This window comes from Paenibacillus monticola, from assembly GCF_009664975.1.
In the GTDB taxonomy this organism is placed as follows: domain Bacteria; phylum Bacillota; class Bacilli; order Paenibacillales; family Paenibacillaceae; genus Paenibacillus_AQ; species Paenibacillus_AQ monticola.
The window spans coordinates 12617-28281 of record NZ_WJXB01000005.1; the positions used below are offsets into that span (position 1 = coordinate 12617).

18 protein-coding genes are annotated in these 15665 nt (G+C 44.4%); 4 read left to right on the top strand and 14 right to left on the bottom strand.

What is annotated here, in order from left to right; all coding sequences use genetic code 11:
- The first annotated feature begins 193 nt into the window (after nt 1-193).
- Nucleotides 194-1060, top strand: a complete 867-nt coding sequence (locus GJB61_RS15525; protein WP_195724348.1) for an AraC family transcriptional regulator — start codon at nt 194-196, stop codon at nt 1058-1060.
- Nucleotides 1061-1078: 18 nt separating this feature from the next.
- Here GJB61_RS15525 and GJB61_RS15530 read toward each other — a convergent pair whose 3' ends face one another.
- The 7 genes from GJB61_RS15530 to GJB61_RS31750 all read right to left on the bottom strand — a co-directional run bounded on the left by GJB61_RS15530 (nt 1079) and on the right by GJB61_RS31750 (nt 4253).
- Nucleotides 1079-1693: a DedA family protein gene (locus GJB61_RS15530; RefSeq protein WP_154119516.1), complete on the bottom strand. Its 615-nt coding sequence runs from the start codon at nt 1691-1693 to the stop codon at nt 1079-1081.
- Between the two features lie 44 nt (nt 1694-1737).
- Nucleotides 1738-2193 carry a divergent PAP2 family protein gene (locus tag GJB61_RS15535; protein ID WP_338115859.1) on the bottom strand — a complete coding sequence of 152 codons (456 nt, stop codon included), beginning with the start codon at nt 2191-2193 and terminating at the stop codon, nt 1738-1740.
- Between the two features lie 93 nt (nt 2194-2286).
- Nucleotides 2287-2490, bottom strand: a complete 204-nt coding sequence (locus GJB61_RS15540) for an ATP-binding protein (protein WP_154119518.1) — start codon at nt 2488-2490, stop codon at nt 2287-2289.
- A 31-nt stretch (nt 2491-2521) separates the two neighbouring features.
- Nucleotides 2522-2767, bottom strand: a complete 246-nt coding sequence (locus GJB61_RS15545) for a helix-turn-helix domain-containing protein (protein WP_154119519.1) — start codon at nt 2765-2767, stop codon at nt 2522-2524.
- 96 nt (nt 2768-2863) lie between these two features.
- A complete protein-coding gene (locus tag GJB61_RS15550) occupies nt 2864-3076 on the bottom strand; it encodes a GrpB family protein (RefSeq protein ID WP_195724349.1) in 213 nt (70 codons plus the stop codon).
- A 59-nt stretch (nt 3077-3135) separates the two neighbouring features.
- Nucleotides 3136-3690 (bottom strand): MFS transporter, encoded by a 555-nt coding sequence (locus tag GJB61_RS31745; protein WP_338115860.1) that lies wholly within the window; start codon nt 3688-3690, stop codon nt 3136-3138.
- On the bottom strand, nt 3606-4253 hold the full coding sequence (locus GJB61_RS31750) for an MFS transporter (protein ID WP_229521820.1): 648 nt from the start codon (nt 4251-4253) through the stop codon (nt 3606-3608). Before GJB61_RS31750 ends, GJB61_RS31745 begins: the two co-directional genes overlap by 85 nt.
- A 142-nt stretch (nt 4254-4395) precedes the next feature.
- On the opposite strand from GJB61_RS31750, the gene GJB61_RS15560 reads away from it, so the two are divergent.
- Nucleotides 4396-5184, top strand: a complete 789-nt coding sequence (locus GJB61_RS15560) for a GNAT family N-acetyltransferase (RefSeq protein ID WP_154119522.1) — start codon at nt 4396-4398, stop codon at nt 5182-5184.
- A gap of 72 nt (nt 5185-5256) precedes the next feature.
- Entirely contained in the window at nt 5257-5598 is a 342-nt protein-coding gene (locus tag GJB61_RS15565; protein ID WP_154119524.1) for a DUF4190 domain-containing protein, read from the top strand.
- A gap of 66 nt (nt 5599-5664) precedes the next feature.
- Here the strand turns inward: GJB61_RS15565 and GJB61_RS15570 are convergent, their stop codons facing one another.
- From GJB61_RS15570 to selD, 7 genes are all read right to left on the bottom strand, one after another.
- Complete coding sequence (locus GJB61_RS15570; RefSeq protein ID WP_338115861.1) at nt 5665-6873, bottom strand: response regulator; 1209 nt, start codon at nt 6871-6873, stop codon at nt 5665-5667.
- Nucleotides 6870-8636 carry a sensor histidine kinase gene (locus GJB61_RS15575; protein WP_154119526.1) on the bottom strand — a complete coding sequence of 589 codons (1767 nt, stop codon included), beginning with the start codon at nt 8634-8636 and terminating at the stop codon, nt 6870-6872. The genes GJB61_RS15570 and GJB61_RS15575 overlap by 4 nt, the downstream gene beginning before the upstream one ends.
- Before the next feature lie 77 nt (nt 8637-8713).
- Nucleotides 8714-9538 (bottom strand): carbohydrate ABC transporter permease, encoded by an 825-nt coding sequence (locus GJB61_RS15580; protein WP_154119528.1) that lies wholly within the window; start codon nt 9536-9538, stop codon nt 8714-8716.
- A 17-nt stretch (nt 9539-9555) separates the two neighbouring features.
- Nucleotides 9556-10446, bottom strand: a complete 891-nt coding sequence (locus tag GJB61_RS15585; protein WP_154119530.1) for a carbohydrate ABC transporter permease — start codon at nt 10444-10446, stop codon at nt 9556-9558.
- A 111-nt stretch (nt 10447-10557) separates the two neighbouring features.
- Nucleotides 10558-11922, bottom strand: a complete 1365-nt coding sequence (locus tag GJB61_RS15590; protein ID WP_154119532.1) for an extracellular solute-binding protein — start codon at nt 11920-11922, stop codon at nt 10558-10560.
- A 294-nt stretch (nt 11923-12216) separates the two neighbouring features.
- The gene (gene mnmH, locus GJB61_RS15595) at nt 12217-13251 is read right to left on the bottom strand and encodes a tRNA 2-selenouridine(34) synthase MnmH (RefSeq protein ID WP_154119534.1); all 1035 of its coding nucleotides are present in this window, start codon (nt 13249-13251) and stop codon (nt 12217-12219) included.
- 62 nt (nt 13252-13313) lie between these two features.
- Nucleotides 13314-14372 (bottom strand): selenide, water dikinase SelD, encoded by a 1059-nt coding sequence (selD, locus tag GJB61_RS15600; RefSeq protein WP_154119536.1) that lies wholly within the window; start codon nt 14370-14372, stop codon nt 13314-13316.
- A gap of 148 nt (nt 14373-14520) precedes the next feature.
- Between selD and GJB61_RS15605 the strand changes: the two genes are divergently transcribed.
- Nucleotides 14521-15600, top strand: coding sequence for a permease (locus tag GJB61_RS15605; RefSeq protein ID WP_154119538.1), 1080 nt, complete (start codon nt 14521-14523; stop codon nt 15598-15600).
- The last annotated feature ends 65 nt before the right edge of the window (nt 15601-15665 follow it).

The following is a 15665-nucleotide window of genomic DNA, read 5'->3' on the forward strand; positions in this document are numbered from 1 at the left end:
TACTGTTAAAGCAACCAAATAGCTCGTAAGCACCGGATTGGCAGGTATTATTCGCTGCTCTCTTCACTACCAACTATAAATTAAAGAGCCAACAATGAGTATGGAGAAATACAAGAGAGATATGGATATTTGTTGCATCTGAACGAGGTTTGTTATACTCTCAGGGTAAAACTTTCTATAGAGGAGGCTGTCCATGAATCCGGAGCATTATCAGTTTTCTGCGGGTTTTAATCTCTTGCCGGATGAACGTGATCTAGCCGTATTATTCAGCGGTGAAGGCAAACCACACCCAGCGCATAAGATCGGACCGTCCGTTCATGATTATTATCTCATTCATACCGTACTGGACGGAGTAGGAACGTTCCAAAGTGGGAATATCTCGCAAACATGCACTGCGGGTGACACCTTTGTGATCTTCCCCGGCTCGCTTTTCAGCTATCAGGCGGACCTGAACACACCCTGGCATTATGTCTGGGTTGGCCTGCAAGGTGATATAGCCCAGCAACTGCTCAGTGAGGTAGGCATTACAAGAGATAAGCCGCTAATCCACATAGAGGACACGAGTGAGCTCTATCGCTTCTATGAACGGATTCGGTTATCATTTCAGCAGTCGGCCTATCCCCGGCTGGAAAGTCTGGAGGCCTCGGGGTGGCTCCGGCTGCTGCTTCATCATTTTGGATTAGTCAACCGCAGCATCCTACCCGTCCATCCGTTGGAAATGCCGGATGTGATTGACCGCCAGATTGATCAAGCAATTCGCTGGATCTCACTGCAATTCTATCAGCAGATCAGCATTGATCATATGGCCTCAACCCTCGGCTATCACCGCGCACATCTGTCCAAGGTCTTCAAGCAGAAGACGGGACTGTCACCCAAGCAATACTTACTCAAGGTGCGAATGGATAAAGCTAAGGATTTGCTGGGCGGATCACTAACCATCGACCAAGTTTCTTCTTCCGTTGGATTTAATGATGCGCTTTATTTCTCCAAACAGTTTCGCAAATGGAGCGGAATGTCGCCAAGCGAATTCCGAAATAAGTTAAGAATGAATAAGGGCTAAAGGCGTAGGAATTTCTACTTACGCAACACGCTCTTTTTTTCTGCGTACTAGCCAAACTATTAACAAAAGCACTACAGCTGCACCGATGACGTAACTGACAGGACGCAGATAGGTCTCCACTATGCTCCAATTATCCCCCAAACGGTACCCTAGATACACAAGCGCCATGTTCCAGGGTAAAGAGCCCAGAAAGGTAAAGAGGACGAACCTCCATGCCTTCATGCCCGCAATCCCGGCTGGCAAAGATATAAAGGTACGGATAAACGGCAGCATGCGCGTGAAAAAAACAGTACTTTCCCCATAACGGTCGAACCATCGCTGCGATTGTTCCAGGTGGCGGGCATTAAAGAAGATATACTTCCCGTATTTCTCCAGCAATCTTCGACCACCGACAGCTCCAACGTAAAAAGCGATGATCGAACCTATAAGATTCCCCAATACACCCACCGCCACCACTTCGGTAAACGTTAACTTTCCTTGAGCAACCAGCAAACCCCCGCTTAGCATAATTACCTCGCTCGGAATCGGTATACAGGCACTCTCCAGAATCATTCCGATCCAAATGCCCCATAAACCCATGGTATTAACAAGGTTCAGGGCCGTATCTGATATCCAGGCTACGATTTGATGCATGCTTCCTCACTCCATCCTACAACGTTGACTCTCTCTTTACTCTCTTATGCATATAACGTGGAATGCAAAAGAATGCTAATCCCGATCCCAAATATCGCACCAGCAAGCACTTCAATCGGACGATGCCCAAGCAGTTCCTTTAGCTCAATCACCTTTGGACCATCATCCTTGAGCAGTGAGGGAGAAGATTTCGATATGCGATTCAAGAATGAAGCGTGCAGCCCGGCATGTCGGCGGATTCCTGCTGCATCGTACATGGTAATGGCACTAAGTACAGTAGCAATAGCAAAAGTAGAAGAATCCAGTCCCTCGCTTATGCCAATTGCCGCCGTTAGTGAGGCAGCAGCAGCCGAATGAGAGCTAGGCATACCTCCCGTTCCGATAGCTAGCGCAACATTCCAGGATTTACTCCACACTAGATTAAATGGAACTTTAATGAGCTGCGCGGCAATCATTGCGAGCAGAGCAGCCATAAGGGGGAAATTGTGAACAATTTGCACGGTAGGTTTCTCCTTTGTGGTAACGTCTATTTAGATTTACAATACATCCCAATGATTAACTGCTTGTGAAACAATCATTAAGAACATATAAATTTAGAGCGGCTGATTACTGTTTTGCCCGGAAAGAGAAAAGGATAAGGTTACGATGGTTCCCTTGCCAGAAATACTGGCAATACTGATCTGGCCATCATATCTGGCAACCAGCCGTTCTGCGATGGCCAGACCCAGACCCGTGCCTCCCTGCTCGCGACTTCTTGATTTATCCACACGGTAAAAGCGCTGGAACACATAAGGCATATCCTCATAACGAAATTCTTCAAGGTATATTCTATTGTATCTCTAATAACTGCCGAAAAGTGATATCCGGAGGAAAGTTCTGCTTCCGCTCGCGTAATTTTTTTTTCGAATCACATACCCCAAGCCACACAGTGTCTGCACTACGCTCGGTTGTCCCCGTCTCATCTATTTTGCTTCGAATATAGCTGATATACACATCAACCACCTTCATATTCGTCGGCACAACTCCAGGCCATTCAGACCCGGCAGCATTAAATCCAGCTAGATCAAGTCCCACGCTTTAATTCTCGGATACATTCCTTATCTTTGAACAAAAAAGACAAGCCGGAACATTACAGAAATGTCCGAATCGTCTTTAGCAATAATTACTATTCTATTTCATTGCTTTTTTAAGGATAGAAGTGACAATTGCGGTCTTCCCTTCACCATAGGCATCAATGTCATATCGGTATTGCTCCGCCAACCGCAACTTCACCGCTTCATACTCCAGCCGGGCCGCGGCATTTGAATGCAGATAGTCACGAAAAGCGATATGCTCCACATAGCCTTTACCATTCTTCGGGCATACATACAGATGATAGTTCATAAATCCGTCATTCTCACTTCTCCGGAAATACCTCATAGCTCTCCATCACGAGATCAATATCAATAATGGGGTTTCCTAATTCTGTCGAATTCCGTCTTCCATACGGGATTATAGGGAAGAACCTCTATTCTCTTAAACGATGCACTCCCCCAAACCATTAGAGCTGCAGCAATGAAGGTTCCCCCTGTCCAGCAGACACCACTCCAGCCCCATAGATGCCAAGCATAGCTTCCCAGTGTAGAGCCAGCAGCACCTCCTGCAAAGGTACTGACCATAAACACCGTATTGATCCGGCTGCGAGCGGCCGGCTCCAACGCGTATATTCGTGTCTGATTGCTAACCTGTGTTCCCTGCACTCCAAGATCGAGCACAATCACTCCGGCAATCAGACTCCAAATGGATAGCCCGGATAATCCAAACAATCCGTAAGCGAGCAATGTCAGTACAATTAGAACGCCGATAATCTTCTTAGGTGCAACCTTATCTGCCAGCCTGCCGACGAAAGGAGCACCTGCTGCACCAGCAACGCCTACCAGCCCAAACAATCCGGCAATCGAGCTGCTATAATGGTAGGGTGAGCCTTCCAGGTAGAAAGCGAGTGAGGTCCAGAACACACTGAAGCCACCAAAATAATGGCTGCAGCGATCCAGTACATGGCTCTCCAGCCAAAGACATCACCTATAATTCCAGAGACGGTACGAGCCAACAGAATGCCGAATAATAGACCACTCATTACCGTCCCTATAACCTTGCCACGTTCCTCTGGCAAAGCCAGCTGTGCTGAGAGAGGCACAATAATCTGCGGCACTACCGTTGTGATTCCAATTGCAAAGCTCGCGATATAGAGCCAGATCAGGCTAGGAGCCGTGGCGAAGCCAATCAGCGAGAGCGATACAGCCACTAGGAGAATTGTGATCAAAGTCCGGCGCTCGCGGATATCACCTAAAGGTACGAATAAAAGCATTCCAAGCGCATATCCGATCTGTGTCAGCATCGAGACATAGCCGATAGCGCTCGAGGAAGCGTGAAACGTCCGCCCAATATCAGCCAAGAGTGGCTGATTATAGTACAGGTTAGCTACAGCAAGACCTGAGGTTGCAGCCAGTATCAGAATGAGACTTTTGGATAAGCCTGCTCCTCCCGCTTTACTTGCAGTGACTGCATTGGGTTGTGACATATGTATGAGTTCCTCCGATCATCTAGGCTGCAACAAACAGCAAGCTCTAATTGTATGTTTATTATATCAATCACTGTCAACCCGTTGTATTATATACTAAATCTATTGATCCCATATCATTACGAATCAGGAGTTGAATGAAGTGGAGCAAATTCCTTTAATTATCGAGCGATTAGGTACTAACCCCTTGCGAAATATAAGCCTGTTAAAAATGCTAAGCGCATACCCTGATGTAATGGATGTTCATCTTGTTGAACAAGGGGAGCAATGGGGAATACTTCTGCTTCTACCCTCAACGGCCTATTCATACGATAATCGGGTATATTCTGAAGCTGATTTCATTGTATTTATGGATTACAGCAGCCCCATTGTTTTCCTTGCTATGCTGGATCTGCTGCCTGTACAGGCCAAACTCGTCTTCAAGCTGCAGGAGGAAGAATACAGAGTTGCACTTGCGGAACATTTTTCGCTGCACAAAGTCCGCGGTTTCATCTCTTATAGTACTCCGGCTGGCCAAGTTTTCCCACAGGATATAGAAACCGTATTAAATCACAGCATCGATGAAAGACTGATTCCGCTATGGGAAGCAAACCAATATAATATCGAGGAAATAACAGAGTATTTTCAAGAAGGTGCGTTCTCTGTGTCGGTATTTCAAGAGGGCGTAGCTGTTAGCACCTGTCTCGCTTTCAGGAATACGAAGCTGATATGGGAAATCGGAGCGGTTCATACAGTGGAGTCTGCAAGAAGACAAAGGTTGGCGCAAAATGTGGTCCGCACTGCGATATTTCATACTTTAAATAGAGGTTATATCCCACGTTACCATGTGCTTGAGGACAACTATGCCTCTATCCAGCTAGCAGAATCCATTGGACTAAAACCAGCCGTAAAGCTGGAACATTGGATTAACTACTTAATTACCCTACCTTAGTAAATAAAATACATATTTTTGATGAGAAATCATTTATTATGAAGTAAGAGATAATTTGGGAGGTATTGTATAATGAGTTATCAGCCCTACGGAAATCAGGAATTTTATTCACCCCAACCTCCACCGGCACGTACTAACGGCAAATCAATTGCTGCTCTGGTGCTCGGTATCTTGTCCATTGTTATCCCGTACATCGGCCTACTGTTTGGAATTATCGCCATCATTTTCTCCGCTATCTCCTTTAAGGAAATCCGGATGGGGAATGAACAAGGAAGAGGGTTGGCTATAGCGGGTCTGGTCTGTGGAATTGTAGGCACCATTCTCTATGCAGTTATAATTGTATTGATTATTTTGGCGTTTGTAGTTTTCAACTTAGATCCCATAAGTAATATTAGTAACTTTAGTAACATTTAGATTAGTACAGTTCCTCACTCAAAAAAAAGAAGCTAGTTCCGATACCCATCGGTGCTAGATTCTTTGTCATTGCTGAGATGTCCCATTGGCCATGTGAATATTAATGTTCTGCTGCTGCCGATACTCTGTTGGAGTTAGCTGGAATCGTTTACGGAACATTTGAGTGAAATGCCGCATGTCCTGATACCCTACACGTTCAGCTATTTCTGCCAGCTTCAGCTTAGGATTTAACAACAGCTGCTGCGCTTGTTCCAGTCGCAGTGTAGTAACATATTCCTTATACCCCTGGCCTGTCTTCTGCTTGAACAATTGGCTGAAATAAGCCGGATTCAAGAACACTACTGAAGCCATTTTCTCTAATGTGAGATCCTCATAATAGTGTTCTTTTATATAGTGAAGAGCAACATCGATAGCTTTCTCGCCGCTTCCTTTTATCGGTTCAAATTCAAAGGCTTGCGAAGCCGAGGCTTTCCTCATCCGTGTCACTACTTGCGGAACCGTACTGAAATCTACACATAAACCTGAATGAATAATCTGGAATGGTATCTTCAAGTAATGCTTCAGATGAACCATTATCTCTTCTTGAAATTGCTCAATCTGAAAGTCATCTTTGAAAGTGACCAGACCTAGCAGACTTTGCCGGTCATAGCTGACCACAAAACCGCCCCCACGCTGCTCGATCAGTTCGGACAACACATTCTCAACAATAAAATGTTCCAAACGGACACTTTTATCTCCGGCATCCAACTGCACCATAATTAAATAATAGTTGTCGAAGTCTTCAACGAAAGAGGCAATGTCGAGATTTCCGATATCGAGTCCAGAAGCTAACCGCTGAAACACGCCTTCCCGCAGGAATTTCAGGCTTACTTTCAGTCGTTCACCTTTCTTCGATATTTCAGTATCCTGTTGAATTTCTACAGCAAGGTTGTTGATGATCTCTAACAAGCGATTTTTACCGATCGGCTTCAGCAAATAATCTTTTGCTCCGAGACGCACAGCTTCTTGCGCGTAGGAGAACTCACTGTGCGCCGAAATAACGACCCATTTCACATAGGGATACCGGCGTTTGGAAATCTTCATGAACTCCAAGCCGTTCATCCCCGGCATTAGAATATCGGTCAGCACGATATGAATTCGCTGTTCCTCCATGATTTTGATTGCTTCTTCAGTTGAAGCAGCTATAAACACTTCATATTCAGGGCACAGTTGTCTGATGCTTCGCTTGATACCTTCCCGAATAACTCGTTCATCGTCAGCAATCAGAATGTTCACGAATGTATTTCTCCTTCCGTTGGAATCGGCAGCACAATGGCTACCTGTGTTCCTTCTCCCGGGAAACTTTGAATTTGCAGACCATAACTCTCTCCGAACATATGCTGAAGTCTGCGGTGTAGGTTCTGGAGTCCGATTCCATTTTTGCCCGACTCTTTAGGACTCTGCCCATATAGAGAATCAAGCATATGATTCAGTTGCTCTTCATCCATACCCACACCATTATCTTCAACAATTATTTTTAGGGAAGAGCCTTCTTCTTGGGTGTACAGCTTCAGGATTCCCTGGCGACCCAATGATTCTAAGCCATGTTTGACCGCGTTCTCAATGACAGGTTGCACTGTCATCTTGGGAATACGTATATTCAAAAAACGCTCGTCGATATCCATCACAATTTGTACCCGGCCTTCTAGCCGGATTGAGATAATTTTTAAATAGTGGCCGATTTGTTCCAATTCTTCACGAAGTGTTACCTCGACCCCGTCTTCCCACTGGCTGCTGTACCGGAACATCGAGGAAAGTGAGAGCACAAGTTCACCCAACTGCTCATTACCTTCCTCATCGAGCATCCAATAGATCATATCCAGTGTATTGTATAGAAAATGGGGATTCACCTGAGATTGCAAAGCGTGGAGCTCGGCATTCTTCTCACTAACAGAGGAAAGCTTCACCCGTTCAATTAACTCTTCAATACGGTTAACCATTCGATTGAACGAAGCGACCAGAATATTGATCTCCTGATAGGAAGACACATTCACCATCCCACGAAAATTCCCGATCTCCACCTGTTTCATCTCACGAATCAGCTTCTTGAGTGGCGAGGATATCGTCTTCGAGACGATGGAAGCAATCAAGGTCGAGACAATAATAAGTATAGAGATCACAATCAGCAGATAACGCTTCATCTCCACCAATTCTACATTCAAATCACGGTTAGGCGTTATACTTAATACCCACCAACCAGAAAAGGACAGCTTGGAAGCGACGATCAGACGTCCCTTCTCTTGCTTAACAACAACATTGCTGGAATTCTGCAAAGAAGGCAAAGTCTTCAGATCTGGTGCCGGATCTGTAGATGACGATACAAAACGACCATCCGGAGACATCAGATAAACCTGACTATGCTCGCCGATCTTCAGATTGTCCAAGGCATCCAGCACAGGCTGAGGATTCGTTTCATACAGCACGATCCCAATCGGCTTATGCTCATTCAGGTCATAGATTTGCCGACCAAAGGCAAAGACCGGACTGTCCTCCACTTGATCTATGAGAGAATGTTTATACACGCCAAGCCAGACCATTTTGCCTGAAGAAGCCTGAATCTGACGATACCACTCCTCGGTCTTGTAGTTTGGGTCCATTACATTCAAGTAGTTACCATAATTATAAATTTTTCCTTTATCGGAAATAACGTGAATACCAATCAGGTCATCGCGTGAATAAAAGATGGCACCGATAATATTCGTAATCGTTTGCTCATTGATATAGGCTACTGCCGGTTCATCTGTTGTTTCATTTAGCAAACGAATCATCTCGAAATTATTGCTGAGCGATTTGGAAAGACTATCATAACCCTTGTAGAGTAAACTGAACAAACCGGCGGTTTGAGCCACATTTTTCTGCGATAGATCACTAATCTTCTCATGAATCTGCACCGTAGTCCGGCTATAGTACAGCAGACTGACAATCAACAGAATTCCTGACATGCAAAAAAGAAACAGCATGAACAAACGATGGTGAATGGAATGAAAGCCATTAAGCATAGGACTCTCCTCCTTTCAACACCCTGTCCTGCCGTTCCTTTATTATAAAGCTATTTCGATTTTGTTTGCAATGAAGTTTATCCTTTTACTGCCCCAGCCACCATACCTTTTGTGATTTGATTGGATAGGAAGAAATAGATCAAGATGACTGGCAGCGCGCCCATAACCAGAAAGGCACCGATGTTTCCATAATTGACTGAATACTGACTGACGAAAGTGTAGACCCCGAAAGGCAAAGTCTTCAACTTCTCCGAAGAAATAAAGGTTGCTGCCAAGATGTATTCATTCCAAATGTTAATGAAGGTCAGAATACATACGGTCATTACTGGTGGAACCGAAACCGGAAGAATAATACTGCGGAAGATCCGGTAAATATTAGCTCCATCAATAAACGCCGATTCTTCGATTTCATGAGGGATGGCCTTCATAAATCCGGTTAAGATGAATACGGCAATTGGAGTGGAGAAAGCAACGTATGGCAAGATCAAGGACCAATGCGTATTAAGTACATGAATATTTTTGAAGATGATCATTAGTGGTAACAAAGTTGCCTGCATAGGAATCATCATTCCCATTAGGAAGATCGTCATTACCAAATTTCCGTACTTCCAGCGGAACCGTGAGATCGCATAAGCCGCCATCGAAGCCAGTAGAATAACGAATATCATGGTTACACCCGTAACGAAAACGCTATTGGTGAGATACTTCAGATAGCTTCCTGATGTATAAGCCTCGGTGTAATTATGCCATTGAATAGATTTTGGAAAGGAAAAAAAGCTGCCATCCATAATCTCTTCATTGGTTTTCAAAGAATACAGCACCAACCATAGCAATGGATACAGTTGGGTTACTACTGGGATTGCAAAAAGAAGATACACGACTCCTTTTTTTAATTTCGACATGTTCGCGCACTCCTTTCTTAAGTGTATTTTCTCTCGAGTTTATTGAATATGGTATTAATGAATGCGGTGAAGACAAGGCAGACAACAACCAGGAAGGTAGCAATAGCACTGCCGTACCCGTACTTGAAGGACATGAAGGAACTGTTATACATATGTGTGGAGATTACATCGGTCGCATGTGCGGGTCCGCCGGCGGTCATAACCATAACCAGATCGAAAGCCTGCAAAGAACCGATAAACGCCAGGATAATAGATATTTTAAAGATCGGAACGATCAGCGGAAGTGTGATGTAACGATCCGCTTTGAATCCATCCGCTCCGTCGATTTTTGCCGCTTCATAAAGTTCATCCGGTATATTCTGTACCCCAGTATATTGAATTAGCAGATGGTAGCCAAAATACTGCCACAGAGACACTACATAAAGTGCGAACATGGCGATATTGGGTTCAGTAAGCCAGTTGTGTGTCCAACTGTCCAGTCCCAGTGAAATCAGAACTCCGTTCAACATACCTCCCATGGAGGCTGGGTTGTAGATCGTTTTCCAAAGTTGTCCGATGATTACAACGGAAAGAATAACTGGTGTGAAATAGATCGATACCAAGGTATTACCTTTTTTCAAATTACGGTTAAGTAAAATTGCCATTCCAAGACATAATGGAATTTCCAGCATGGATGCTACTGAGTACAGCAATGTTCTTTTTACCGAAGGCCAGAAAACAGGGTCATGAAAGAACATTTCTTTAAAGTTGCCAAATCCGATAAAATGCGCTGAAGTAAGACCATCCCACTTCAATAAGCCTGTATACAATGAAACCAATATGGGAACAAACACAAGGCACACATACAAGAGCAGACATGGCACTATGAAGACGGCTATTGTGCGTGCTGGTACCTTAAGTACTTTCATCTTTCCCGCCTCCTAAACAAGCAGATTCTTTTTTTCTATCTCTATCATAATTCGATGCGAAGAAGCTTGGGTCAGCTCGCTTCGCATCGATTAAGTCAATCATTCTATTACTTATTTATTAGCTTCAAATGCAGTTTGGTGTTCTTTGGCAACACTTGCGGAATCTACTTTTTGTACGAATAGATTTTGAATGCTGCTCAAGTGTACTTGTGATGTTGCAGGGTTCATCGTATTGTCAAAAGATAGGTCGCCGCCTTTAACTTGGTTGAACAAGCCAGCAACAGTGATAGCCAGATCAGAGTAACCAGCAGCTTTCAGGTCGCCGTCAACTTTTTGTCCCAGACCTACAGCATTTTTAAGTTCAAATTGTTTTTTAGGGTAGCTGGATGCGAAGAAGTTGAGGAAATCTTTAGTTTCTTGCAGGTGTTCGCTGTTAGCGGATACCGCAAACGCACTACCTGGTGCAAGCATGAATTCATTTGGATCGCCTTTACCGTCTACTGTAGGGAATTGGAAAGCTCCAACTTTACCAGCTACAGAAGAAGCGTCAATTGCGCCAGTTTCCCAAGTACCAATTACCCACATAGCTGCTTTACCGGATTTGAAGATGTTACCGCCGGCATTGGCATCGATGGAAGTTGCACCGTCAGGGAATGCGCCAGCTGCAACCAGTTTCTGGAATGCATCAACGGCTTCAACGAATGCTGGATCTTCAAATGTTTTCTTGCCGTCTACAACGTCTTTCAGGAAGCCAGGGCCGCCGTTCGTACGAAGCAGGATATTCATGAACAGGAATGAACCCGTCCAGGAATCTTTTTCGCCGATTGCCAGTGGTGTGATGCCTTTGTCTTTCAGGAGTTTAACGTCCTGGAGCAATTCATCAAAAGTTGTCGGAGGTGCTGCAATTCCGGCTTGGGCGAACAGATCTTTGTTGTAGTACACAACTTCGATATTGTTACCGTCAGGAAGTGCGTAGACATTGTTGTCAAAGCTGTAATAGTCGAGCAATCCTGCTTGGTAAGTATCTTTCAGACCATTTTGATCGAGCATGTCGTTCAGTGGTGAGAACAATCCTGCATCTACAAAAGGCTTCATTTGTGCAGCTGGGTTAACGATCGTGATATCAGGTATTTCTTTTGAGGCAGCTTGTGTTTTCAATTTCACTTTTTGCTGATCCGTATTCAAAGTATCTAGCTCTATTGTTACATTCGGATGAGCCTTGTGATACTCGTCAGACAGCTCATGAATCATTTTGTAAGCTGGTGTTGCAGGGTCAGGATAAATATTTTGGAATGTAATGGTGACCTTTTTGTCACTTGGAGCAGTTGTAGCGGCAGCAGCGTTATCAGGTGCCTTTGTAGCTTCGTTAGTGCTGGTGTTAGCGTTGTTGTTTGAATTTCCACAAGCCGCTAAACTTAATGCCATGGCTGCTGATAATGCTAAAGTAACTGATTGTTTTACTCTTTTTTTATCCATTCGTTAATGCCCCCTGTTATTGATGTTTTAGTGATAGGTTTATTATCATTCTTTGAAGCGCTTCCATCAAGGTAGGAAATGTAGGTTTAAGGTTTGTTTTTTCTATATTATTTAAACAACAAATATTTGGAAATTATTAGTTATCTAGAGTTCAAGTAAAACTGGCTATATTATCCTTATATTTAAAGAAAACAGCAAGTCACCGAATAAACGGCAACTTGCTGTATGACACGCCCTTAACTCCTTCATAGAGAAAAGTATGGTCTGGAGCTAAGTCTCTGATATTGAAGTCAGTTAAGTCAGACTATTCAGGTACGAAATTACAGCAGCCTCGGCTTCATCCACATTATTCACCGAGAAGACAATCTTCTCGATGTCTTCATATTGATTAGTCGAGTGCTCATATTTAGGATCGTAATAATACTCAAGCAATAAAGCTACAGCCTCACCAAACAGATCAGCCTGTAAGTTTCGTTCGATCTCTACTGCTACTGGAATATGGATTTGGGATTTAATATTCCGGAACGCAGCGATATATTCCTCTTTGAATTGTTCTGGCTTATAATCCGCAAGGATTTGCTGCACCCTGGACTGCAGTGGCATATCGATCCAAATCTGTGTTCCGGTTTCTTTCTGCTGGGCCATGAACGGCGGCATGACAATCTTCCCGATTCTTTTGCTCTCCGCTTCAAATAGAACATAAGGAGAAGGCCCGAGCGTAATCAAATCCTCCAATAACAGACTATCGAATGTTTTTTGATTATTCGCATGCAGACCGATCTGCCCGAAGATCGAACCTCTATGTCCAGCCATACCTTCCAAATCTAAAACTGGATATCCCTGTGCCTTCAAACGATGTAAAAGGTTTGTTTTACCCGTTCCAGTATTGCCATGAATAACGTATGACTTTGGCTTGAAATTATGCTTTTCCAGTTCTTCCAAAACCCATGTCCGGTATGCTTTGTAACCACCAACAAGTCGATAAGTGTGAATGTCCATTAAAGAAAGAACAGTCGCGGTGGTTCGGCTGCGCATGCCTCCCCTCCAACAAAAGACAACCTTATCTCCTTGGATTGTTGCAAACTTTTTAATGAAAGTGGGCAGCTTGGCAGAGATGATCTCCAAACCGCGATCCTTGGCTGCCTGTACACTAGTCTGTTTGTAGAGTGTGCCAATTTCTGCTCGCTCCTGATCATCAAAAAAAGGAATATTGATACAATGGGGCAACGTTGAATCCCTATATTCAGAAGGAGCCCGGACGTCAATAACCGTCATTTGCTTCTTCTCTTGAAGTGCTCTTAACTCTTCCAACGTAATATCCTGAAACAAATGGCTTCTCTCTCCTCTTAAAATCTAACTATCTTCACATTCACTTCCGACTAGTTGGATTCTTACTTTGAAGCTGTGACCGTAATCAAGCCAGGATGGTCCTTCGTTACTTCTCCAATCCATGCAGCTTCTACACCAGCATCCGTAAGTTCCTGTAATAATTTCTCCATTTGTTCTGGAGCTACAGAAATCAACAGACCGCCTGAAGTTACCGCATCACAGAGAATGTACCGGTTAATCTGGTCCATGTCTTCCGGATACACAATGGAGCCTTCGAGATGGGTAAAGTTGTTCTTAGTCCCTCCGGGGACGAAACCCTTCTCAGCAAGTTCTCTTACTCTTGGCAGCATAGGCACTGTATCATGGTGAATAATCAGACCTACGCCGCTTCCTTTTGCCATTTCTGAGGCATGACCGAGTAATCCGAATCCGGTAACGTCCGTGCAGGCATGTACCTCATAGGGTGTCATAATCTCGGCAGCTGTTTTGTTGAGCATTGACATTACAGCCGTAAGGCGTGTTGTCTCTTCTGGAGACAACTGATCCTTTTTGATTGATGTAGTTAGGATACCTACACCAATAGGTTTCGTTAAGATAAGCATGTCACCCGGTCGTGCGGCCGCATTTGTTCTTACTTTGTCCGGATGAACAAGCCCTGTTACAGCTAATCCGAATTTAGGCTCCTGATCGTCAATGGAATGACCCCCTACAAGGGTCGCTCCGGCTTCTGCAACTTTATCGGCTGCTCCGCGCAGAATATCTGCAAGGATGCTTTTGTCCAGAACTGAAATAGGAAAGGCAACGATATTAAGCACCGTAAGAGGTTTCCCACCCATAGCATAAATATCGCTTAAAGCATTCGCGGCGGCAATTTGCCCAAAGGAATACGGATCATCCACTATGGGTGTGAAAAAATCAACGGTTTGCACTAACGCTAACTCGTCAGTTAAGCGATATACTCCCGCATCATCGCTCGTATCAAGTCCAACTAACAGATTAGGGTTGGGAACGGTAGGTGGCAGGCTCCGAAGAACTTGCATCAGATCAGCAGGCCCGATTTTGCAACCGCAGCCTCCTTTTGAAGAAAATGAAGTAAGTTTTATAGTTTCAGCTTGAGACATGTTGACTCAGCTCCTTTAGTATTCAATGATTTAACATATTAATACTACACGAGACCGCTGCCAAAGTACAAAATATTAAGTCACTTCGTTTAATCTGCTATGTTATAATTGTAAACTTGAAGTTTAGAAAATATGGGGGTAAATAATAATGTCACCAATTTCAGATGGTTCCTCGCTTGGCTATAAGCGTCCTGCTAGTTATAAAGCTATACTATTGACGGTAATCTTCATACTCGTTGCGGTTGCCGGTCTATCCTATGTCAAATGGTGGCCTTACTATCACAAAGCAATAAAGGCCGCAGCCGAGCATACGATCGGCTCATCTATTTTGACCGGCGACTCTTCAGTTGCCCCAGACCCTTCTCTGCAGGTTGCCTGGGACTATGCTGTTGGTTATTTTAAATCGGTGTGGAAAGCTGCAGTTCTTGGTATTTTACTCGGCTCTTTGGTACAGGTGCTAATTCCTTCGGGGTGGCTGCTGCGAGTTCTGGGTAAGACGGATTTTAAAAGCACTGCGTATGGCGGTCTCGCCTCTATTCCAGGCATGATGTGTACCTGCTGTGCTGCTCCAATTGTCGTAGGTATGCGCAAGAAAAATGTTTCAGTAGGCGCCAGCCTGGCCTTCTGGCTTGGTAATCCGGTGCTTAATCCAGCTACACTTATCTTTATGACGTTTGTGCTATCATGGAAATTCACATTATTGCGGTTAGTGTTTGGCCTGATACTTACCTTTGCTGTTAGTTATTTCGCTAATCGATTCGCTGGAAATTCCTCAGTCCCTCAACCTGTTGATGAACTGATTAACGATAACATCGAACCGGAAGGATCGCTTCTTAGTCGTTGGTTAAAGGGGGCAGGTTCGATGCTGCTGACGGTTGTTCCCGCCTATATTATAAGTGTCCTTTTGCTTGGGGCAACACGTGCCTGGATGTTTCCAGTTCTCGGAGAAGGCGCTGCCAATGGCATTCTCGCTGTTGTTATTTTTTCGATTGCTGGCACACTGTTCGTCATTCCGACCGCTGCCGAAATCCCGATTATTGGAACATTTCTTTCCTTTGGTTTTGGCACGGGTGTTGCAGGAGCACTGCTTGTAACTCTTCCATCCATCAGCCTGCCCTCTTTGCTTATGGTTTACCGGTCCTTCCCGCGTCGGGTAGTCTGGTTCGTACTCGTGTCTGTTATTGCATTAGGTTTACTGAGTGGGGCAGTAGGCTCGTTAATCTTATAATCCGTAATGGACCTCAAACACAAAGAGCAAGTCACCCGTTTACCAGGTGACTTGCTCTTTGTGTT